Source organism: Paenibacillus sp. MMS20-IR301 (assembly GCF_032302195.1).
GTDB lineage: Bacteria > Bacillota > Bacilli > Paenibacillales > Paenibacillaceae > Paenibacillus_AQ.
This window is the reverse complement of the sequence record NZ_CP135275.1, coordinates 2,805,849-2,828,169: the sequence shown is the minus strand read 5'-3', so window position 1 is coordinate 2,828,169 and position 22,321 is coordinate 2,805,849. Positions and strand designations below refer to the sequence as shown.

15 protein-coding genes are annotated in these 22,321 nt (G+C 51.3%); 14 read left to right on the top strand and 1 reads right to left on the bottom strand.

Annotation, left to right across the window (positions count from 1 at the left end; genetic code table 11):
• Positions 1–140: 140 nt before the first annotated feature.
• Both hflK and LOS79_RS12560 read left to right on the top strand, forming a co-directional pair.
• Entirely contained in the window at positions 141–1,163 is a 1,023-nt protein-coding gene (gene hflK / locus LOS79_RS12565) for an FtsH protease activity modulator HflK (protein WP_315422176.1), read from the top strand.
• A complete protein-coding gene (locus LOS79_RS12560; protein ID WP_315420086.1) occupies positions 1,160–2,026 on the top strand; it encodes a protease modulator HflC in 867 nt (288 codons plus the stop codon). Before hflK ends, LOS79_RS12560 begins: the two co-directional genes overlap by 4 nt.
• 106 nt (positions 2,027–2,132) lie before the next feature.
• Here LOS79_RS12560 and LOS79_RS12555 read toward each other — a convergent pair whose 3' ends face one another.
• Positions 2,133–3,278 carry a family 8 glycosyl hydrolase gene (locus LOS79_RS12555; RefSeq protein ID WP_315420084.1) on the bottom strand — a complete coding sequence of 382 codons (1,146 nt, stop codon included), beginning with the start codon at positions 3,276–3,278 and terminating at the stop codon, positions 2,133–2,135.
• Between the two features lie 291 nt (positions 3,279–3,569).
• On the opposite strand from LOS79_RS12555, the gene LOS79_RS12550 reads away from it, so the two are divergent.
• The 12 genes from LOS79_RS12550 to LOS79_RS12495 all read left to right on the top strand — a co-directional run bounded on the left by LOS79_RS12550 (position 3,570) and on the right by LOS79_RS12495 (position 22,270).
• Positions 3,570–4,997 carry a family 43 glycosylhydrolase gene (locus LOS79_RS12550; RefSeq protein WP_315420081.1) on the top strand — a complete coding sequence of 476 codons (1,428 nt, stop codon included), beginning with the start codon at positions 3,570–3,572 and terminating at the stop codon, positions 4,995–4,997.
• A 151-nt stretch (positions 4,998–5,148) separates the two neighbouring features.
• Positions 5,149–7,392, top strand: a complete 2,244-nt coding sequence (locus LOS79_RS12545; RefSeq protein ID WP_315420079.1) for a glycoside hydrolase family 95 protein — start codon at positions 5,149–5,151, stop codon at positions 7,390–7,392.
• Positions 7,393–7,688: 296 nt separating this feature from the next.
• Positions 7,689–9,377: an extracellular solute-binding protein gene (locus tag LOS79_RS12540; protein ID WP_315420077.1), complete on the top strand. Its 1,689-nt coding sequence runs from the start codon at positions 7,689–7,691 to the stop codon at positions 9,375–9,377.
• 95 nt (positions 9,378–9,472) lie between these two features.
• Complete coding sequence (locus tag LOS79_RS12535; protein WP_315420074.1) at positions 9,473–10,459, top strand: ABC transporter permease; 987 nt, start codon at positions 9,473–9,475, stop codon at positions 10,457–10,459.
• Between the two features lie 14 nt (positions 10,460–10,473).
• Positions 10,474–11,385, top strand: coding sequence for a carbohydrate ABC transporter permease (locus tag LOS79_RS12530; protein WP_315420071.1), 912 nt, complete (start codon positions 10,474–10,476; stop codon positions 11,383–11,385).
• 127 nt (positions 11,386–11,512) lie between these two features.
• On the top strand, positions 11,513–13,045 hold the full coding sequence (locus LOS79_RS12525; protein WP_315420068.1) for a response regulator transcription factor: 1,533 nt from the start codon (positions 11,513–11,515) through the stop codon (positions 13,043–13,045).
• Positions 13,046–13,068: 23 nt separating this feature from the next.
• Entirely contained in the window at positions 13,069–14,874 is a 1,806-nt protein-coding gene (locus LOS79_RS12520; RefSeq protein ID WP_315420065.1) for a sensor histidine kinase, read from the top strand.
• Entirely contained in the window at positions 14,867–16,384 is a 1,518-nt protein-coding gene (locus tag LOS79_RS12515; RefSeq protein ID WP_315420063.1) for a response regulator, read from the top strand. Before LOS79_RS12520 ends, LOS79_RS12515 begins: the two co-directional genes overlap by 8 nt.
• Before the next feature lie 16 nt (positions 16,385–16,400).
• The gene (locus tag LOS79_RS12510; RefSeq protein WP_315420061.1) at positions 16,401–17,828 is read left to right on the top strand and encodes a glycoside hydrolase family 43 protein; all 1,428 of its coding nucleotides are present in this window, start codon (positions 16,401–16,403) and stop codon (positions 17,826–17,828) included.
• A 24-nt stretch (positions 17,829–17,852) separates the two neighbouring features.
• Positions 17,853–19,361, top strand: a complete 1,509-nt coding sequence (locus tag LOS79_RS12505) for a glycoside hydrolase family 43 protein (RefSeq protein WP_315420058.1) — start codon at positions 17,853–17,855, stop codon at positions 19,359–19,361.
• Between the two features lie 64 nt (positions 19,362–19,425).
• On the top strand, positions 19,426–21,450 hold the full coding sequence (locus LOS79_RS12500; protein ID WP_315420055.1) for a right-handed parallel beta-helix repeat-containing protein: 2,025 nt from the start codon (positions 19,426–19,428) through the stop codon (positions 21,448–21,450).
• A 13-nt stretch (positions 21,451–21,463) separates the two neighbouring features.
• Positions 21,464–22,270 (top strand): alpha/beta hydrolase, encoded by an 807-nt coding sequence (locus tag LOS79_RS12495; protein ID WP_315420053.1) that lies wholly within the window; start codon positions 21,464–21,466, stop codon positions 22,268–22,270.
• The last annotated feature ends 51 nt before the right edge of the window (positions 22,271–22,321 follow it).

The window sequence follows — 22,321 nt, the reverse complement described above, 5'->3', positions numbered from 1 at the left end:
TTCTTGTAATGAGAAAAATGCAGCAAAAATCAGCAAGCTTGAACAAAGTCGCGAAATTTGCGACTTTTTTGTTTTATTTACGTATATGTATCTCTATATAGACTTAAATACGCTAAAAGGAGCGATGCATCTTGAATTTCATGAATGGGGATGGCAATAATCCCGTGCCGGGACGCAAGCTTCCCGAGCTGAAACCGGGAATGTATAAGAAGATTGGATTAGGGGTGGCAGCCGCCGCTGTGCTGCTTTATTTAGGCTCCTCTTCTTTTTACACCGTGCAGGAGCAGGAACGTGCTGCTATTCTGACTTTTGGCAAATATACGAATGAGTCCTCGGCAGGTCTTCATTTCAAGTGGCCTTATCCGGTGCAGGAAGTGATTACGGTGCCGGCAGAGCTGACCCAGCGGATCCATATCGGGTACCGCCAGGACGATGGAGGCTCTGTAGCTGTTGAGGATGAAGCGATGATGATTACGGGCGATGAGAATATCGTCTCTGCCGATGCGGTGGTCCAGTGGAAGATCAGCAATATTCGCAATTATCTGTACAACATTGATAATCCGGAACATTTCCTGCGCAACTCGGCCAGCTCATCGATCCGTGCCGTGATCGGTTCCGAGAAGCTGGATTATGCCATTACCGACGGAAAGACGGTCATTCAGGATAAGGTCCGGGAGCTGCTCGTAGATCTCCAGAATAAATACAACACGGGCATTCAGATCATTGATATCAAATTCCAGGATATTGAGCCGCCGAGCGGCCAGGTAGAGGAAGCCTTCCGTGAGGTAACCAATGCACGCGAAGAGAAGAATACCAAGATTAACAATGCGAAGAAGTATGAGAATGATATTATCCCGAAAGCCCGCGGTAATGCCCAGGCGCTCCTCGAGAAAGCCGAAGGCGAGAAGAAATCGCGTATCCTGAATGCACAGGGCGATGTAGCCCAGTTCAATGCTATCTTTGCCGAATACAGCAACAATCAGAGCGTAACCGAGAGCCGGCTGATTCTGGAGACACTGGAGACCATTCTGCCTAGCGCCAAGATTTTCATAACCAACTCAAGCAGTGATACTGTAAATTATTTGCCGCTGAATGAGCTGATGCGCAGCACTACGGCCGCTCCGGCTGCTTCTGCGGCACCGCAAGGAGGAGATGCACAGTGAAAAGAAACCAAATCATTACATTGATTTCAGCTGTAGTTCTGGTTATTCTGCTGGCCGGCTCTACGTATATCGTGAAAGAGGGCGAATACAAAGTAGTGCTCCGTTTCGGTGAAGCCATGCGTACGGTCGAGGAGCCCGGGCTGAAGCTGAAAATTCCTTTTATCGAGAATGTCTCTGCACTGCCCAAATACCAGATGACGTATGAAAGCTCGCCAACCAGTATATTGACCAAGGACCAGAAGCCGATTGTGGTTGATAATTATACCGTCTGGAGAATTACCAATGCCTCGCAGTTTCTGAGAACCGTTCAATCTGTCGGCGGCGGGATCCAGCGTATTGATGAAGCGGTATATAACTCGGTACGCCGCAAGCTGTCGGAGGTCAATTACGAGAATATTATCAGTGAGGATACCGGACGGGGCAATATTAACGATGAGATTACCAAAGACGTAATTTCAGCCTTGACCCGTGATAATTACGGAATTGAGGTCATTGATGTACGGATCAAACGGACCGATCTGCCGGAAGAGAACAAGCAAAGCGTGTACAACCGGATGATCTCGGACCGCCAGTCCATTGCTGCGCGTTATCTGTCAGAGGGGGATGAGGAATCCAAGAAAATAACCTCCAAGGCTGACCGTACCTCCACAGAGCTAATGGCCCAGGCCGAAGCGGACGCCAAGAAAATCATCGCTGAAGGGGAAGGGGAAGCTGCCAGAATCTATAATCAGGCCTATGGCAAGTCTCCTGAGTTCTACAGCTTTTACCGTACACTGGAGAGTTATGTAACCACGCTGAAGAATGAGCCGGTTATTATGATCCCGATTGATTCGCCCTATGCCAAAATACTGCTGGGACAATAATTGCATTTTATAACCTCAAAAAAGCAGCGATTTTCCTGTTAGTGGAAAATCGCTGCTTTGCTCTTATCTTCTCCACTTGATTCGTGTCAATTGAGGAATAAGTACGTTAATAGATCCGGTAGTTTCCGCTAAGAGCCAGCATGCTGAAGAAATACAGGCAGTTATCGTAGTACCGGCGGACTCCGGTGCGCAGCGGAGTATTCCAGAACAGCTTGACGAAATGACCCGCATCGGGTCCGTCTGCGGCAAGTGAAGCCATGGCCAAAGTTGCCAGCAGACCAACCGGATGCAGAGAGGACTCATTAAAGGGCTGCCCGTCAATGGTATACCGACGGTAATCCGCAGGGTCAATATCCCGGAAGAAAGACTGAATCCGGTTAGACTGCCCTACCTGCCACGGGTCACAGCGGAACCATTCATAGTCCAGCCCGATATTGGCAGCAACCCGGTAAGCGTCGCTGAAGAAGTGGCGGAAATCACCATGCGGCTGGGGTGCAGCCGGCGTTCCGTCATAATTAGCATACTCGGGGGAGAGGCCCGTTACCGGATGGCAGGCTTTGTGCAGATAGGCACGGCTTCTGGCAGCCGCATCTCTCCAGAATTCGCTGTCCTGTTCATCAGCCAGTAGGGCGAATAAATCATAGAAATGCGGCAAATGGTAGGACGGATCACTGAATGGGGTCTCGGGAATGAATTTGATGAGCCGGGTTGCTGGGTCCCACATGGGATCACCTTCCCCTCCGTTTTCACCTTTATGCACACAAGCCCGAAGAATAATTCTTGCCTGCCGGGAATAATTGTACGGTTCAGCCCCGTCTCCCCAGCGCTTTGAAGCGAAGAACAGCGCCATTGCGATGAACTCTTCTCCGTCCGGCGCGGGACCCGGGGACAGCTGTGTCCCGTCGAGCTTGCAATGCCAGGCAAAATAATCTTTGTAACGGCCTTCCGTATGCTGCATAAACACCTTGGCGTACATCCAGAGCCGGTCGAATTCTTCCTTTTTGTTCATCTGAACAGCAATCATCATCCCGTAAGACATACCCTCCGTCCGCACATCTGTATTTCCGGTGTCCACGATGTATCCCTTATCATCATCCATCGGATAATATATCCGCACATCAGGAGCTCCGTAGAACAAATCGCTCCAGATCTCTTCAAGCCTCTGCGCAATAGCCTCTGATGACAGTCCGTTCTCAAGGAACAGGTTTCTGTATTCCCCCGTATAGAAAGAGCCTTCAGTGAAATTATTCATAACAATCCTCCATGTAGTTAGCGGTGTGCCCAAATTATAACATGTCAGGCGATATTGAAATTAAAGCGTTTTCCTATGAAATTATTGAAGCTTGCGGCTCCATTACAAGGATCTTAGAATAGATCAATTATAGGTGCCGATATGTCATGGACTTCGCTCAAGCGGCTTCACTATACTGATACTGTCAGGGTAAACCGCAAGTTGTATAAAGCAAGTTGTATAAATGGTACGGGTGAAATGATACCAATCAGGCGCAAAATTATATGAAGCTATAACTAGGAGGAATATATAATGGCACAACAGCAGGGATTCAATCCGTATTTACCATCCTGGGAATATATTCCTGACGGCGAGCCTTATGTATTTGAAGGCAGAGTGTATCTATATGGATCACATGACCGTTATAACGGCCACGCCTTCTGTTTGAATGATTACGCCTGCTGGTCGGCGCCGGAAGATAATCTGGCCGCCTGGAGGTATGAAGGTGTGATGTACCGGGCAACCGATGATCCGCTGAACCCGGATGGCAGCATGTGCCTGTATGCGCCTGATGTAACCCTTGGGCCTGACGGACGGTATTATCTATACTATGTACTGGACAAGGTTCCTGTGGTATCGGTGGCTGTCTGCGACAAGCCCGGCGGCAAATATGAATTTTACGGTTATGTAACTTATGCGGACGGTACACGTCTGGGTGAACGGGAGGGAGATGAGCCGCAGTTTGACCCCGGCGTATTGACAGAGGGGGACAAAACCTACCTGTACACAGGCTTCTGCTCGTACGGAGACCGGTCAAGACACGGCGCGATGGCGACTGTCCTGGGTCCCGATATGCTTACGATTATTGAAAAGCCGGTATTTGTAGCACCAAGCCAGCCGTACAGCAAGGGGACCGGCTTTGAGGGTTATGAGTTCTTTGAAGCCCCTTCTATCCGTAAAAGAGGGGATACCTACTACCTGATCTATTCCTCGATCTCGATGCATGAGCTGTGTTATGCGACCAGCAAGCATCCTGCCAAGGATTTTGTTTACCGGGGGATCATTGTAAGCAATTGCGATCTCCATATTGATACATACAAGCCTGCAGGCCAGCCGATGTATTACGGAGGAAATAATCATGGCAGCATCGTGGAGATTAATGGAGAATGGTACATCTTCTATCACCGGCATACCAACGGAACGGCCTTCAGCCGCCAGGGCTGCATTGAACGGATTGTATTCCTCGAAGACGGTACGATTCCGCAGGTAGAGATTACGTCCTGCGGCCCGAACGGCAGACCGCTCGAAGGACGCGGGGAATACCCGGCTTATATAGCCTGCCACCTGTTCTGCAAGGATCAGGAGATGTACACCGGTGGCTTCGGCCCGATCGGCGCCTGGATGGACAGCCGTTTTCCGAAGATTACCCAGGATGGTGGAGACGGTGATGAAGAGACCGGCTACATTGCCAATATGACCGATTCCGCTACCGCCGGATTCAAATACTTCAGTTGCGGGGGAGTTACCCGGGTCTCCATTAAGGTGCGTGGATATTGCCAAGGGGAATTTGAGGTAAAGACAGCCTGGGATGGACCGGCGCTTGGACGGATTCCGGTTGGCTTCACGAATGTATGGAAGGAATATACTACTGAAGTGGCGGTTCCTGATGGCGTTCAAGCACTGTATTTCACTTATACCGGCAACGGAGGCGCTCAACTGGCTTCATTTACCCTGGAATAACTTTCCCGCCGTTGCCTGTTCGGGGAGATGACCGGCCGGTTTGAGAACTGGCTGAAGCCTGAGAGCAAGGTTATCAAGGCAATGATAGAGCCGTGATTAAACACAGTACTGTTAAATAGATGTTATAACAGGCGGATGAAGGAGCGGAATAATGATGTCAACCATGGAACACAGCCGGCAGCTATGGTACGGTGAACCGGCGCAGGAATGGAATGAGGCGCTTCCGGTCGGTAACGGCCGGCTCGGAGCCATGATCTACGGCCGGGTAGCCGAGGAGAAGCTGCAGCTTAATGAGGATTCCGTATGGTACGGAGGTCCGCGTGACCGCAACAACGAAGATGCACTGCCGAATTTGCCCAAGCTCCGCAAGCTGATCCTTGAAGGGCAGCTGCGGGAGGCAGAGGAGCTGGCAGCGATGTCGATGGCGGGAATGCCTGAGGCGCAGCGCCATTATCTTCCGCTTGGCGAGCTGCTGCTGTCGTTCGGTGGGCATGATCAGACTGCTGAGGGTTACAGACGGGAACTGGACCTGGAGCGTGGCATATCCCGGGTAAGCTATATAACCGGCGGGGTCCGGTATACGCGCGAGTTGTTTGCGAGCTTCCCGGATCAAGTTATAGTCATCCGGATTACCGCTGACCGCAAGAATGCATTGTCGCTGAAGGCGAGATTTAACCGCCATAACTGGAGATACCTTGAGAAAACAGAGAAATGGCAGGAAAGCGGACTTGTCATGAGCGGAGAATGCGGCGGCCAAGGCGGCAGCTCCTTCACCGCTGTGCTGCGAGCCGTTTCAGAAGACGGCAGCTGCCGCACTCTCGGGGAGTATCTGCTGGTGGAAAAAGCAAGCTCAGTGACGCTGCTGCTTGACGCAGGAACCACCTTCCGCATGGCTGATCCGCGGTTGCATGCCAAGCGGCATCTCGAACAGTTATGCAAGGTTCCTTATGACACGCTGCTGAACCGCCATGTTGCAGATTATCGCAGCTTGTACGGGCGGGTTGCGCTTGCGCTCCCGGAGAACCCCGCGCTGGATGAGAAATCAACCAGAGAACGGATGAAGCTTTTTCAGGAGGGAAAGGAGGATCACGGGCTTATTTCGACCTATTTTCAGTATGGCCGCTATCTGCTCATCTCCTCCAGCCGCCCGGGCTCCTTGCCTGCGAATCTGCAGGGGATCTGGAATGACAGCTTCTCACCGGCCTGGGACAGCAAGTTCACAATCAATATCAATGCTCAAATGAATTATTGGCCTGCTGAAACATGCAATCTGGCGGAATGCCATGAGCCGCTGTTTGATTTGCTTGAGCGGATGCGGGAGCCGGGGCGGGTTACGGCTAAGGTTATGTACGGCTGCGGCGGATTTACAGCCCATCACAATACAGATCTATGGGCTGATACTGCTCCGCAGGATACCTATCTGCCCTCTTCCTTCTGGCCGCTGGGTGCTGCCTGGTTGTGTCTTCATTTGTGGGAGCACTACCGGTTCAGCATGGACCGTCATTATCTGGTGCAGGCGTACGAGACCATGAAGGAGGCGGCCCAGTTCCTGCTGGAATACCTCATGGAGGATGAAGACGGAGGCCTGATTACCTGTCCTTCCGTATCCCCGGAGAATATGTACCGGCTCCCTGGCGGGGAATCAGGTGTGCTGTGTGCCGGGGCATCAATGGATTTCCAGATTATCGAAGCGCTGTTCCAGGCTTGTGTACATAGTGCGGAGATTATCGGTAAGGATGAGGATTTCCGCAGGGAGCTGATAGCTGCACTGGAGCGGTTGCCGAAGCCGAGAATCGGGAAATACGGGCAGATTCAGGAATGGATGGAGGATTACGAAGAGGTGGAACCGGGACACCGCCATATATCCCATTTGTTCGCCCTCTATCCCGGCGATGCATTCACTGTGGAGCACACGCCGGAGCTGGCGGCAGCAGCCCGGAAGACACTTGTGCGACGACTGGAGAGCGGCGGCGGTCACACGGGCTGGAGCCGGGCATGGATCATTAACTTCTGGGCGAGACTTCAGGATAAGGATCAGGCCTATAAAAATTTGCGGGCGCTGTTGGAGGATTCCACCCTGCCTAATCTGTTCGACAACCATCCGCCGTTCCAGATCGACGGCAATTTTGGAGGCACTGCGGGCATCGCCGAGATGCTGCTGCAGAGTCACGCCGGTGTCATCCGGCTGCTGCCGGCCCTTCCTTCAATCTGGGGGGAAGGCAGTGTGAAGGGTCTGCGGGCGAGAGGCGGCTATACGCTTGATTTCACCTGGGCTGAGGGACTTGTTACGGAAGTGGCGGTTACATGCACTATGTCCGGACCTTTCCGGCTGGAAGGACCGGGTCTTGAACCCGTTACCTTCACTGCAGAGGCCGGAAGCCTCTATACTTTTTAAGGCTGAGACAGAAACTGCAAGCCGCCAGCGAAAGTTTGCCATAAGTTTATGCTAGGGATTGGCGTATTCGCGCTAGTCCCTTTCTGTTGCAACGAAGAGTTTGGCTGAAAGAGGTTATGCCTGTTTATAAGAGTGACAACAGCGTTTCCATCAAAGAGCAAGCGTTTTCATTTTATCGATTTTTAAGGGGGGAAGAACTATAGTTTATGAATTGTAAGCGCATTCTCTAAAAGTATAATTAAAGATGTCACCAGATGAAATGAGAAGCATTTAGCCAAAAAGGGGAGGCATATCACATGTACAAAAAGGAAAAACGTTCCGCCTGGACCGCCGCGGCCGGTGTATTAGCACTTACACTGGCACTTACAGGCTGTGGATCCGGCAGCAACAACAGTAACGGCAACACTGGCAGCAAGAACAACGCGGTTGGAGGAAACGCCAGTCCGGCGGCAGAGGGAGAAGATAATGCTCCGGTAACATTCTCAGTATTCATGAGCGGTCCCGGACAGCAGCCGACAGGAGACAACAAAATTCTGAAGCTGATGAAAGACAAGACCGGTGTCAGCTTTAATATGGAATTTCTGGTAGGCGACCTGCAGCAGAAGCTTGGGGTTATGATTGCCGGAGGCGACTATCCGGATATTATGTCTGGAGATGACAAACTGATTAATGCCAAGGCGTACATTCCGCTTGAGGATTTGATCGAGCAGTATGCCCCTAACCTGAAGAAGCATTATGCTGATGTCTGGAATCAAATCAAGGATGAAAGCGACGGTCACATCTACGTACTGCCGAGCTACGGCGTATACCAAGGTAAAATTACAGAACCTACTTATCAGGGACCAGGCTTCTGGTTGCAGAAAAAGGTGCTTGAGGAAATGGGATACCCGACACCTAAGACCCTGGATGAGTATTTTGATATCATAGCCAAATACAAGGAGAAGCACCCGGATGCGATCGGATTCGAGTCACTCAACTTCGACTGGCGTGTATTCCCGCTGCAGAATGCGCCTGAACATCTGTCAGGACATCCGAATGACGGAGCTGTCATTGTGGATAACAACGTAGCCCAGATTTTTGCCGACAAGGATATCTCCAAGACTTACTACAAGAAGCTAAATGAAATCAACGCCCAAGGGCTGATGGACAAGGAAGCGTTTGTACAGAACTATGACCAGTACTTGGCCAAAATTGCAAGCGGCAAGGTTGTCGGTATGTTTGACCAGCACTGGAATTTCCAGGATGGTGAGACTTCCCTGATCTCCCAAGGCAAAATTGAAGATACGTATATCGGCTTCCCGCTGCTCTATCCGGGTTATGAGGAATGGTACCGCGACCGCGGAGCTGTCGGCACCAACCGCGGATTCGGAATTTCGATCAATGCCAAGGACCCTGTCCGCATTATTAAATTCTGGGATCAGATGATTACCGAGGACTGGCAGAAGATTATTCAATGGGGCATCGAGGGTGAGGATTATGAAGTAAATGCAGACGGCTCATTCTACCGGACGCCGGAACAACGCAAGAATGCTGATCAGACAAGCTGGCAGCTGGCGAACAAAATCACCGGTATGCACGGGTATATGCCGAAAATACAAGGTACTTACAGCGATGGAAACGCAGCAGATCCTGGTACTCAGCCGCAGGAATTCTTCGACAGTCTGAAGCCTTACGACCAGAAGATCTTGAAGGCCTACAACAAAAAATCATGGTCGGAATTCTTCAAAGAACCGAAAGAGAACCATATCTATTTCCCGGCCTATTCTATCGTACTAAAAGACGGTTCTCCAGCCCAGCTTGCACAATCTAAGCTGAACGATCTCCAGGTTAAATATTTGCCGAAGGCCATCATGGCCAGCCCGGATGAATTCGAAAGCGTCTGGAGCGATTATGTCAAGCAGATTCATAAGCTGGATATTAAGGCCTATGAAGACCGGATCAACGAAGGAATCCAGCAGCGCATCGAGAAATGGAGCGTCAAATAAATTCATTCAAGGCAGAGCAGGAGCGGGAAATCAGATTTCCCGCTCCTCATAAATAGGATTGTGTGGAGAGAATGACTTATAGGAGGGAACACTACATGTCTGATGCCGTATTGGACAAACAGGTCAAAAAACAGAAGACCCGTAAACGCAGAGTCGATCCGGAAATCGGTGTGAGCCTAAGCTGGAAGACACTGAAGCTACAGAAGCAGCTGATTTTTATGTCGGTGCCGATTGCAATTTATCTGATTATATTCAACTATGTTCCCATTTGGGGCTGGATCATGGCCTTTCAGAACTACCGCCCGGCGCTGTCCTTCGGCCAGCAGGAATGGGTAGGTCTGCAGCAATTCAAATTCCTGTTCGCTGATGATACCTTTATTATGGTACTGCGAAATACAATTGCTATGAGCTTTATCAATCTGGTGCTCGGCACGACTACTGCGATTGGCCTCGCACTGCTGCTCAACGAGATCAGAGTCAAGTACTTCAAGCGTATCGTTCAGTCGATTTCGTATCTGCCTCACTTTTTATCCTGGGTTATTGCAGCCGGGATCGTTGCCACCTCTCTGTCGATTGATGACGGAATTGTCAATGTAATTTTAATGAAGCTTCACCTGATTAAAGAACCGATTATGTGGCTTAGTGAAGGGAAATATTTCTGGGGCATTGTCGGAGCTTCCAATGTGTGGAAAGAGGTAGGCTGGGGCACGATTATTTATCTGGCTGCCATTACTTCAATTGACCCTTCGCTGTATGAGGCGGCATCTATAGACGGTGCCAAGCGTTTTCAGAAAATGCGCTATGTAACCCTTCCGGGAATTAAAGCAACCTTCGTTATTCTGTTGATTATGAATATTGGACATATTCTGGATGCCGGCTTCGAACTTCAATATTTGCTGGGCAACGGTCTTACTATAGACTATTCGCAGACCATTGACATCTTCGTAATCAAATATGGGATTTCTATGGGGAACTATTCTCTGGCAACAGCAGCAGGAATCTTCAAAACGATTGTCAGTGTTATTCTTGTCTTCGGTGCGAATTATACCGCTAAACGCCTTGGCGAAGAGCGATTAATATAGAAGGAGGAGTTCATATGAAAGCTGTGACAAAAGGTTCTGGCCGTGTCGAACCGGCTGTATTTCATACAATTAACACACTGTTTATGCTCTTCGTGGTAGCCACCACACTGTATCCATTCCTCCATACAATCGCTGTTTCTTTCAACGACGGCAGTGATACACTCGCCGGGGGAATCTACCTGTGGCCGCGTCACTGGACGATGGAGAATTATAGAGCTGTCTTTATTTCAGGGACAATCTACCATGCCGCCTTTATCTCGGTAACCCGTACAGTTATTTCGACTGTAGTGGGCGTATTCCTGACCACCATGCTGGCATACACCCTGGCGCAGCCGCAATACATCTTCCGTAAAAAAATCGGACTGTTGTTCATCCTGACCATGTATTTCAACGCCGGTCTGATTCCGAACTATTTCCTGATCAAAAATATGGGCCTGCTGCATAACTTCCTGGTTTATGTCCTTCCGGGCCTGGTCAGCGCGTTCAACCTGATTATTATGCGGACATACATCCGCGGCCTACCGTTCAGTCTTACCGAATCGGCGAAGATTGACGGAGCGGGGGATTTCCGGATTTTCTGGAAAATCATCTTCCCGTTGTGCACGCCCGTACTTGCTACCGTCGCCTTGTTCATTGCTGTAGGCTCATGGAATGCCTGGTTTGATACGTTCCTCTATGCATCCTCGGATATCAAGCTAAGCACCCTGCAATATGAAATGATGAAGCTGCTCGGTTCTACCATGAGTACAAACAACGATCCTTCCATGCTGGCCGGAGGCCAGAACAATCAGGTGCAGGCGCTGGTGACCCCGGCTTCGATCCGTTCTGCAATCACCATCGTTACCGCTGTTCCGATTTTGTTCGTCTATCCTTTTTTACAAAAGTATTTCGTGGTAGGATTGAACTTAGGCAGCGTCAAAGAATAAATTGTAAAAATTACTTATATAAGTAAAAATTATTTATAACCGTTTCGGGTGACGCCGGAGCGGTTTCTCCCGTTGGGCGGCTGGCGTCTGCAGAGATTCAAATACTGACATAAAGATGGTGAACCTAATGTATAAAGTACTGTTTGCCGACGATGAGCCCCTGATGCTGGAAGGATTGCGGATTCTGCTGGATTGGGAGGAACTAGACTTTGAAATATGCGGAGAGGCGCTGGATGGCGAAGATGCACTGAGGCTGATCCACAGCACCCGTCCCGATCTGGTCATTACCGATGTCCGGATGCCGGTCATTGATGGCCTGGAACTTATAAAAAGAACTTATGAGAGCGAGCACCGGCCCAGGTTTATTATCTTTAGCGGCTATGCCGATTTTGAGTATGCCAAGAGAGCCCTTAAATATGGTGTGTCCAGCTATTTGACCAAACCTCTGGATGAACAAGAGTTGAAGGATGCGCTGAAGACCGTATCCGAGCAAATCGATATCGAACGCAGGGTGTCTTCGCGTCACGAAGCAATCTCGGCTCTGATGCAGGCGGATACCGTGTCGCGGCTCCTGATGCGCGAGAAAACCGAGGAAGAGCTTCATAGCGCACTGAAGACGCTGGGAATCTCTTCTGGCTCAAGGTTATGCTGTATACTGGTCCAAGGGCCATCACCCGACAGCCTTAGTATCCGCAATCAGCTCAATGCCATAAATGGAGAAGAGCCGCTGCGCAGCATCGCTGCCTATCCGTTTACCGCCGGAAGCCGGAAGCACGGGTATCTGCTTGTATCTCCACAGGATGGACCGTCGCTTGATCCGGCGATGCTTCGAAGCTGGATTCGCGGGATAAGGGGCCTTTACGGCGCTCAGGTGTTATTCTCGGCAAGTCTTCAGCACTATGGTCCGGAAAATCTGAACAAGATTTATCAGGAAGCGCTCACTGCTGCACTCTGCCATCCAGGTGCCGGCAGCCGTGAAGCGGCCTGCTTCTTCCAGGAGCAGGATAAACCACAGGTGGCGTTGCTTCCGGCAGAGCTTAGAAGATCACTGCTGCAATTCATCACTGAAGGGAATACGGAGCGCCTAAGCACCGTACTGGGCGATGTATTTAAAATTTTCACGGCCGAGGTGAATAACAGCTCATGGATTGATGCTTTCCTTGCTAATATAAAAGCGGAACTGCTGCGTGAAATTGAAGCCAGAGGCGGCGACTATGCCGCATGGAAGAAAAAGTGGTTTCCGCCGCAGTATACGGCTTGTTGTCTGCCGCTGCTGGAACGGCAGACAGAGGAGGAACTGATTGAGGCTGCAGAATGGTTCGCAGCCGCGGAGAAGAGCAGCCGTGAGGACGGGATGGTGGAGGCGGTGAAGGAGCATGTCCGCGAGTATTACCGTGAGAAACTGAAGCTGCAGGATATTGCCAAGGCACTGCATGTGAATTCCGCTTATCTTGGACAACGGTTCAAGAAGCATTGCGGCAGCTCGTTTAATGAATTTTTGCATGAATACCGGATTGAAGAAGCCAAGAAGCTGCTGCGCCGCACCGATATGGGAATTTCAGATATATCAACCCGGGTGGGCTATTCAGATGCCGATTTGTTCGCTGCCAAGTTTAAGGCACTCAATGGGGTTACGCCTTCTGTATACAAGAAGAGCTAATTAAGAGGAAGGTGGGGACCTGCATGAAGGATGAACGGAAGCCATCTGCTTTTATAAATGATATTCCGCTCAAATACAAGTTTTTGTTTATCTATCTGTTGTGTGTTCTCGTGCCTATCCTTAGCATCAATGCCTTATTCTATGTGCAGATCAGCCGCAATGTGGAAGTGCGGGAGAGTGAGAACCTGCAGATTTCTGTAGAACGTGTAGCCTATGATCTGATGCAAATCGTGAATGAATGTGTGGCAATAAGCAATACGGTAGCTGCGGACCGTGCCTATATGGAGATGCTGGACTATGACTATCCGGATAACGAGGCTTATTATGACGCTTACAATGATTTCCTGAAGGATAAGCTAAGGCAATACAGCAACTTGCATTCCTATATTTACTGGGTGGGTGTTTATACCTCTAATCCGACGATCCAGAACGGCAGCACCTATTTTGTTCTGTCGGATAAGGATAAGCAAAGCGAGTGGTACCGCAAAATATCAGGCAGCGCTGACAAGGTGCTGTTGACCTCTTATCAGGGGACCAATCCGCTCAATCCGCCGCAGCAGGAGGTATTCGTCAGTCTGATCCGCAAGCTCGATAATTTCACGGGCCAGCCTTACACGAAGTACTTGCGGATAGACCTGAGGCTGAACAGTATGCAGGAGCTGTTTCAGAAGGAGCGTGACTATCTCAGCTTCAAGCTTTTGGATGAGAAAAACCGCATTGTGCTGACAACAGATCCATCCTACCCGCTGGACTCCGATGTTCTCTTAAATGAAGACAAAAGCTTGAACCAGACACCCGGACAGATCGTCCGTACACTTGGAACTGCGTCTTATACTGAGGGCTGGCGGCTGATAGGAACCCCGGAAAGCAAGGCAATTAACAATGAAATGAGCCGCGTGCTGCGGTTGTCGCTTATTCTGGCCCTGTTGACCATAATCATTCCAACCTTGCTGATGATTGTAATCATACGGTCCTATAATCTGCGGGTCAGACTACTCTACAAACATATGAAGCTTGTAAAATATGAACAGTTTGAGAGCATTAATATGTATGAGGGCAAGGATGAAATCGGCGGACTGATCCGCAGCTTTAATCTGATGACCGGAAAAATCCGTAATCTGATCAATGACGTGTATAAGCTGGAGATTCAGAAAAAGGACCTGGACCTTGAACGGGTACGGGCGGAACTGAAGTATCTGGAGAGCCAGGTGGACCCACATTTCCTCTTCAATACGCTGAATGCCATACTGGTCATCTGTAAGAAGTATAGATATGACGAAGTTACGGATGTGATCCGGAATCTGGCGCTGGTCATGCGCAGGCTGTTGAGCTGGAAGGACGACCTGATTACCGTTGAAGAAGAAATATCGTTCATTCAAATGTATCTGCAGATTGAGAAATTTCGCTTCCAGAACAGATTCAATTATGAATTGGATATTGATCCCGCTGTACTGCAATTCCGGATTCCCAAGATGTGTATACAGGCCCTGGTGGAGAATTCCTGCAAACATGGCCTGCAGTCAGTCAAATGGGCGAGGGAAATCCACGTTTCCGCTTCAAGGGAAGGTACAGAGCTATTGATTGTGGTAACAGACAATGGCATAGGCATCGGAAAGGAAAAGCTGGAATGGATAAGGTCCCATCTGGAAGCAGAGCAGGACTCCGGTAATAATATCGGGCTGCGCAATGTGTACAAGCGGTTGAAACTCTATTATAACGGCAGAGCCGCGTTCTCCATTGAGAGCACAGAGTATGAACGGACGGTAATTACCATCCGTATCCCTGAGGACTTAAGCCTGATTCGGGCAGTGGAGGAATCGAATGTATAAAGTGGTATTGGCTGATGATGAAACGATAGCATTAGAAGGATTGCTGTCGCTGACGGATTGGGAGGAGCTGGGCTTCGAAATTTGCGGAGCCTGTGAGAATGGCGAAGCAGCACTGGCTGTTATAGCGCAAAGTAAGCCTGATCTTGTCATTACAGACATCCGCATGCCCGGAATTGACGGGCTGGAACTGATTAGGCGCGTGCGCGGGTTAGAGATAGAGCAGCCGATTTTCATTGTTCTCAGCGGATATGGTGAATTTGAATATGCAAGGACAGCCATCCGCTATGGAGTCAAACACTACCTGCTAAAGCCTGTTATTGAAGCGGAATGGGATAAGGCGCTTGCCGATATTACGGATGAGCTGGAATTGCGCCTTAAGCAGAAGATGCAGCAGAGCATGCTGGCTAGCCGGCTGCTGCCCCTTGCGATTGCCCGCATACTTCAAGGACACTGGGCCGAGCCGGAGGAAGAAGCCACCGAGCAGATGGATCGTCTGGATGAGGCCGCTACGGGCTGGATATATCTGCATGTGGAGGGGGACAGCGGCACTATCACCCGAATCTGCCGGGAGCTGGCCGGTCCGGCCGGCGCCTTGTTCATCGACCTGCCCGGCGGTCAGGCGGGGCTGGTCGTGGAAACCCCGGAGGCTGCAGCTGGGCTGGCTCAGCAGATTCATGCCGAGCTGAGCCTGAACGGAGTAAGGGGTTCGGTCAGCATCGGTCCAAGCGTGCGGTCACTCCGCGAGTTGCCCGTCTCCTACAGCGAAGCGGCAGATGCCGCTGCCCGTAATTATTTCTATTCGGACGGAACCGGGCAGTCCGGTGTGTCCAGCGATGCCAAGGACAGGCAGAGCTATCTTATGCCTGCGGCCGGGATGATTGCAGAACTGATTAGCGCCGTGGAACGGCTGCAGGAGCAGAAGGTCCAGGAGAAGCTGAATGAAATGTTCCGTGTATTCAAGGAGCAGCGGACAGCTCCCGGAGTTGTACAGATGACCGGCATGGATATTCTGCTGAAAAGTACTGAGTTGCTGAAGGAATTCGGAGGTGACGAAGACCAGTGGAGCAGTTCACTTGAATTTTTCAGGACCGAGCCCAAATCGCTGGAAACTCTGCATGCCACTCTTCAAATTGTGCTGACAAGCTGTATGAATATGATGCGGCAGCACAAGGAGCGCAGCTCTGAGCATCCGCTTACACGGGTGGAATATTTTTTGAAGGATAATTACGCCAGACATTTGACGGTAAAAGAGATTGCAGAGCATTTCTATATTAATCCGGTGTATCTGGGCCAGGCCTTCATCAAAAAGCATGGAATCAGCATTCTTGAATACATTCATAATTTACGTATTGAAGCAGCCAAAAAGCGGTTGCTCCAAACAAACGACACTGTCCGGAGCATTGTGGAGAGTGTCGGCTATGTGCATTACCATCACTTTCTGAGAGAGTTTGAGAAACGGACGGCACTGAAGCCCGTTGCATTCCGTGAACAGGCCCAATCTACAAAATGAATCTGGGGGAAATCAAATGAACCATTCACTGAACCAGGCTGCTGGAAAGGTAACGCCAAAAGGCAATCCGCTGGTTGCCCACAAATACGGGGCTGATCCTTATGCCCTGGTATTCGAAGGCAGAGTCTATCTGTACATGACTAATGATATGCTGGAATATGATGACAACGGCTCGATCAAGGAGAATTCTTACAGCAGCATCAATACAATTACCGTAATCTCCTCGGCCGATCTGGCCAACTGGACAGATCACGGTGCGATTCCCGTAGCCGGACCGCGGGGGGCGGCGAAGTGGGCTACCCAGTCTTGGGCACCTGCGGCGGTTCACAAAGTGATCGGCGGCAAAGACAAATTCTTCCTGTATTTTGCCAACAATGCCAGTGGCATTGGTGTTCTGTCGGCTGACAGTCCGTTGGGTCCTTGGGTGGACCCGATCGGGGAAGCCTTGATTCTGCGTTCCACGCCGGGGGTGGAGGATGTGACCTGGCTGTTCGATCCTGCGGTGCTGATCGATGATGACGGCAAGGGCTATATTTACTTCGGGGGCGGTGTACCCGAGGGACAGTTTGCAGAGCCGGGCACTGCACGGGTGATGAGGCTGGGAGATGATATGACCAGTGTTCTGGGGACGGCTGAAGTCATTCCGGCCCCGTTCATGTTCGAGGACGCCGGAATCCACAAGCGGAACGGCGTCTACTACTATACTTACTGCTCGAATTTCTATGACGGGGAACGCCCGGAAGGAAGCCCTCCTGCGGGGGAGATCGCGTATATGACCAGCGGCAGTCCAATGGGGCCGTGGACATATCAGACGACAATTCTAAAGAACCCGGGTCATTTTTTCGGTGTCGCCGGTAATAATCATCATGCCATTTTCGAATTCAAGGGCAGCTGGTATATCACTTATCATGCTCAGACGTTGTCCCAGGCGCTAGGCATTGCTAACGGTTACCGTTCCGCTCATCTTAACCGGCTTATCCACAATGAGGACGGTTCGATTCGTGCTATTCAGGCTGACTACGAAGGTGTGGAGCAGCTTGAAGCCCTGAACCCGTATGCATGCGTCCAGGCAGCGACAATAGGCTGGTGTGCGGGAGTGCAGACAGAAGCGCTGTCAGCCAGAGACAGCCAGGCGGTAAAGGCTGTTCATGGCGGCGGCTGGATCGGATTATCGGGCGTAGACTTTGGCAGCCGGGGGGCAGCGGCCTTCACGGCATCGGTCACGGGGGGTGAAACCGGAGGGGTGCTGGAGCTGCATCTGGATGACCCGGCCGGCCCCTTGATCGGCAGATTGACCATTCCTGCGGCCGGCAGTGAGAACTGGATGGAGCTGAAGACAGAGGTAGCGGGAGCTGCAGGAATACATTCGCTCTACATCGTATTTACCGGAGAGGACAATGCCCTCTTGTTCAAGCTGGCAACATGGCAATTCACGCAGCAGTAAGTGTAATCTAAGGAGGAAGGTTCATTGGATAGTGCCGTCATTACTAATCCTGTGATGTGGGCAGATGTCCCGGATGTTGATGTTATCCGGACCGGTTCTGCCTTTTATATGGTCTCAACCAGCATGCATTCCATGCCGGGCTGTCCGATTATGAAGTCTGAGAACCTGAGCGACTGGGAAATTGTGAATTATGTGTATGACATTCTGGAGGATCATCCGGCCCATAGGCTGGAGGACGGCAAGAGCATCTATGGTAGCGGCTCCTGGGCGGCTTCCCTCCGCTGCCGGGCCGGGGTCTACTATGTGTGCTTTTCCTCCAATGACATGGGCCGGTTCTATATCTACCGTGCCACGGATATTGAGCAGGGACCGTGGGAGCGTTCGGTGATTCCGGGGCTTCATCATGATCCGGCACTGCTGCTGGATGATGATAACCGCAGCTATGTAATCTACGGTAACGGGGAGATTTGGATCAGGGAGCTGACAGCGGATTTGACAGCGGTGAAGCCGGGCGGAACTGACCGGCTGCTGATTGAAGGCGAACGAGAAGACATCGGGCTGAGGATTGAAGGCTGCCACGCGCATAAGCGCAATGGCTACTACTATCTGTTCTTCATTGAATGGCCAAGCGGCGGCAACTGCCGCAGACGTCAGCTGTGCTACCGTTCCCGTGAGCTGCTGGGTCCCTATGAACGGAGGGTTCTTCTGGATGATGATCTGGGCTACCGTAATAACGGTGTCGCGCAAGGCGGAATTGTCGATACTCCGGCCGGAGACTGGTATTCGGTGCTGTTCCAGGATCACGGGGCTGTCGGGCGGATTCCTTATGTGCTTCCGGTAAACTGGGAGCAGGATTGGCCGGTTATCGGGGATAAGGGGAAGGTGCCTCAAGCGTTCCTGACGAAACTCCCTGCAGGACAGGCGAAACCGCTTGTCATCAGCGATGAGTTCAATTATGCCAGCGACAAGCTGGCGCTGAACTGGCAATGGAATCATAATCCCGACAACGCGCTGTGGTCGGTTACCGAGCGGCCGGGCTATTTGCGCCTGCGCAGCGGGCGCACGGCGGACAGCATCCTTCAGGCGCGCAATACGCTGACTCAGCGGACGGAAGGCCCGGCCTGCAGCGCCGAGACCATGCTTGATCTGGCAGGGCTGGAGCACGGCGACAGGGCAGGGCTGGCAGCCCTGCAAAGCGGGTATGGCACAGTGGAGGTTGCTGCCGGAGCGGACGGCAAATTTACCGTGAACATGTGTGTGAACGGCGGTGACGGCCGTGCGCAGACGGTAGAGAGTGTCGTATTCTGCGGCGGACAGGTGCATCTGCGCATTGATTTCGACTTCACAGACAGCCTGGATCAGGCGCAGTTCTTCTATTCTCCAGATGGTGCAGCCTGGATACCTATTGGGCGGACGTTGCACATGAAGTACACTCTGGATCATTTCATGGGATACCGGATCGGGCTGTTCCATTATGCCACCAGGAACTCCGGGGGTTATGCCGATTTCGACTACTTCCGGTACCGGAGGTAGAACCAGGCCTGGAAATTCATTTGAAATAAATAATGAGGGTACAAAAGAAAGAGGAGGCTATCTGGTGGAATATCATGTTGGAATACAAGGCAGTGATCAGGCGCCGGGGACGGAGGCACAGCCCTTCCGTACCATCTCCCGCGCTGCAGCTACGGCAGGACCAGGCGATGTTATTTTTGTGCATGCCGGCATTTACAGGGAGTGGGTGAATCCTTCTCAGGGAGGAACAGAGGAACAGAGGATCGTCTATCAGTCTGCCGGGGACGGCGAGGTAGTCATTACGGGTGCTGAGCCAGTGGCGGATTGGACGGATGAAGGCGACGGCGTCTGGAAGACAGAGGTGCCTAACAGCCTGTTTGTCATCCGTAATCCCTATCAGGTTAAACTTTACGGTGACTGGCTGTTTGAAGGAGCGTTCGAGCCGCATCTGGGAGATGTGTATCTGGATGGCAAATCACTGTATGAATGTGATAGCGTTACCAAACTGCGGCATCCCCAGGTATGGCCGCAGGCCAAATATGCGGAGGACTCTTTGCTGCAATGGTACGCGGAGGTAAGCTCTGTTACAACTACCATATGGGCGAACTTCGGCGGCAAAGACCCCCGTCAGGAGAATGTCGAAATCAATGTCCGCCCTTATTGTTTTTGGCCTGAGCAGACCGGCCGCAACTACATCACTGTCAGGGGTTTTACACTCCGGCAGGCATCCCCCCAGTGGGCTCCGCCAACGGCTTTACAGGAAGGACTTATGGGTCCCCATTGGAGTAAAGGGTGGATAATTGAGAATAACCTGATCAGCGAGTCAAAATGTACGGCCATCAGCCTTGGCAAAGAGATCTCAACCGGGCAGAATGAATGGTCCCAGAGCCGTATCAAAGGCGGAACACAACGGGAACAGGAGGTCATTTTCCGCGCCTTACGCAAGGATTGGCATAAGGATTATATCGGAAGCCATATTGTCCGGAATAATGTAATTCATGATTGTGAGCAAGCGGGAATTGTGGGACATTTAGGTGCCGCATTCAGCCAGATCTATCAGAACCGTATTTATAATATTCATCATAAGCGCATCTTCCATGGCGCAGAGGTGGGAGGAATCAAGCTCCATGCCTCGCTGGATACCCAGATCTGCGGGAATGTCATCTACAGCTGTTACAGAGCGCTATGGCTGGACTGGCAGGCGCAAGGCACCCGTATCAGCCGGAATGCCTTCTATGATAACCTGTCCGAAGATTTCTTCATGGAGGTCTGCCACGGCCCTTATATGGTGGATCATAACCTGTTCCTGTCGCCGATGAACTTCCGCAATATGGCCCAGGGCGGTGCGTTTGTCCACAATTTGTTTGCCGGCAGATTTGTGGTGCGCTCCGAGCTAACGCGCTATACTCCCTACCATATGCCCCATGAGACAGCGGTTGCCGGATACAGCAACATTACGGGCGGCGACGACAAGTATTATAACAATATATTTATTGGTGATGATGATCCGGTAAAAGAGCCGCAGCCGATGACCTTTTTCGAGCATCTTCCGCTGGCTCCAAGGGAGAATGTGGAGGATGACGGTGCCCCGGTGATGGACGGTATCCCGGACAACTCCCGCTGTTACCTTCATCCTGCCGGACTGGGCGGCTATAATGATTATCCGAATACCCTTCACAAACGCTTGTGGGAGTATACCAGGGAAGAAATTGCGGCGTTGGAGGAATCCGGCAAGCCGTTCCAGCCCGAAAGAATGCCGCTGCCCGTTGCGATTCAGGGCAATCTGTATTTGAAAGGCGCGGTGCCGAGCAGCCATGAGCCGAGTGCAAAGGTATACGTTAAGAACGGTATCGAGATTGAAACCGATCCGGCTACAGGTAAAGTGAAGGTACATGTTCATAGCCCGGAAATGCTGCAGGCTGCTGCTCCCGCAGTGATCAGCACTGCGCTTCTCGGCAGAAGCTATCACGCCGAGATGTACTATGAGGAACCGGACGGCTCCCCGTACCGTTTCGATCATGACTTCTTTCAAAAGCAGCGTCCGGACAAAAATGTAACACCCGGGCCGTTTGAAATATCCGGCAGTCTTCCGGTTAAGTTTGAGCTGTAAAATAGAGTGTAAGATGAGAATTGAAGGGGAGAAGCAAATGAACGGGAATCAGCAGGATTACACGATACAAAAATCTGGATTTGATCAGCAGCGGGAAGGAATTACACGCGGAGAGATTATGATGATCGAATACCCCTCCGCTACCGTAGGCAACATCCGGAAGGCTAGGGTATATACACCGCCGGGTTATTCCAGCGCAGAGAAATACAGTGTGTTGTATCTGCTCCATGGCATTGGCGGAGATGAGGATGAGTGGTACAGGCACGGCAGCCCGCAGGTCATTCTGGACAATCTGTATGCAGATCACCTGCTGAAGCCGATGATCGTCGTATTGCCCAACGGACGGGCGATGCGTAATGACCGTGCGGAGGGCGACATCTTCTCCCCCGATAAGGTTGAGGCCTTTGAGACGTTTGAATCGGATTTGCTGAACGATCTTATCCCTTATATCGAAGTGAATTATCCGGTTCACACAGACCGGATGCACCGTGCCCTGGCCGGCTTGTCCATGGGCGGCGGGCAATCCCTGAATATCGGACTGAACAACCTGGAGCACTTCGCCTGGATCGGCGCGTTCTCTCCGGCTCCCAATACGAAGCTGCCCGAGCTGCTGGTACCGGAGCCCGGGAAGACGTCCGCACAGCTCAGCCTGCTCTGGCTGTCCTGCGGCGATCTCGACAGTCTGAAGAATGTAAGCGACCGGACACATGCCTACTTATCCCTGCATAACGTGCCGCATATTTGGGTCGAAGAGCATGGCGACCACGATTGGCCGGTCTGGAAGAACGGGCTGTACCAGTTCGCGAGGCTTATATTCTAGATTAGAAAGATATAAGTTACACCCCCAAAAAAAGGTAGCCCAAGCCAGGTT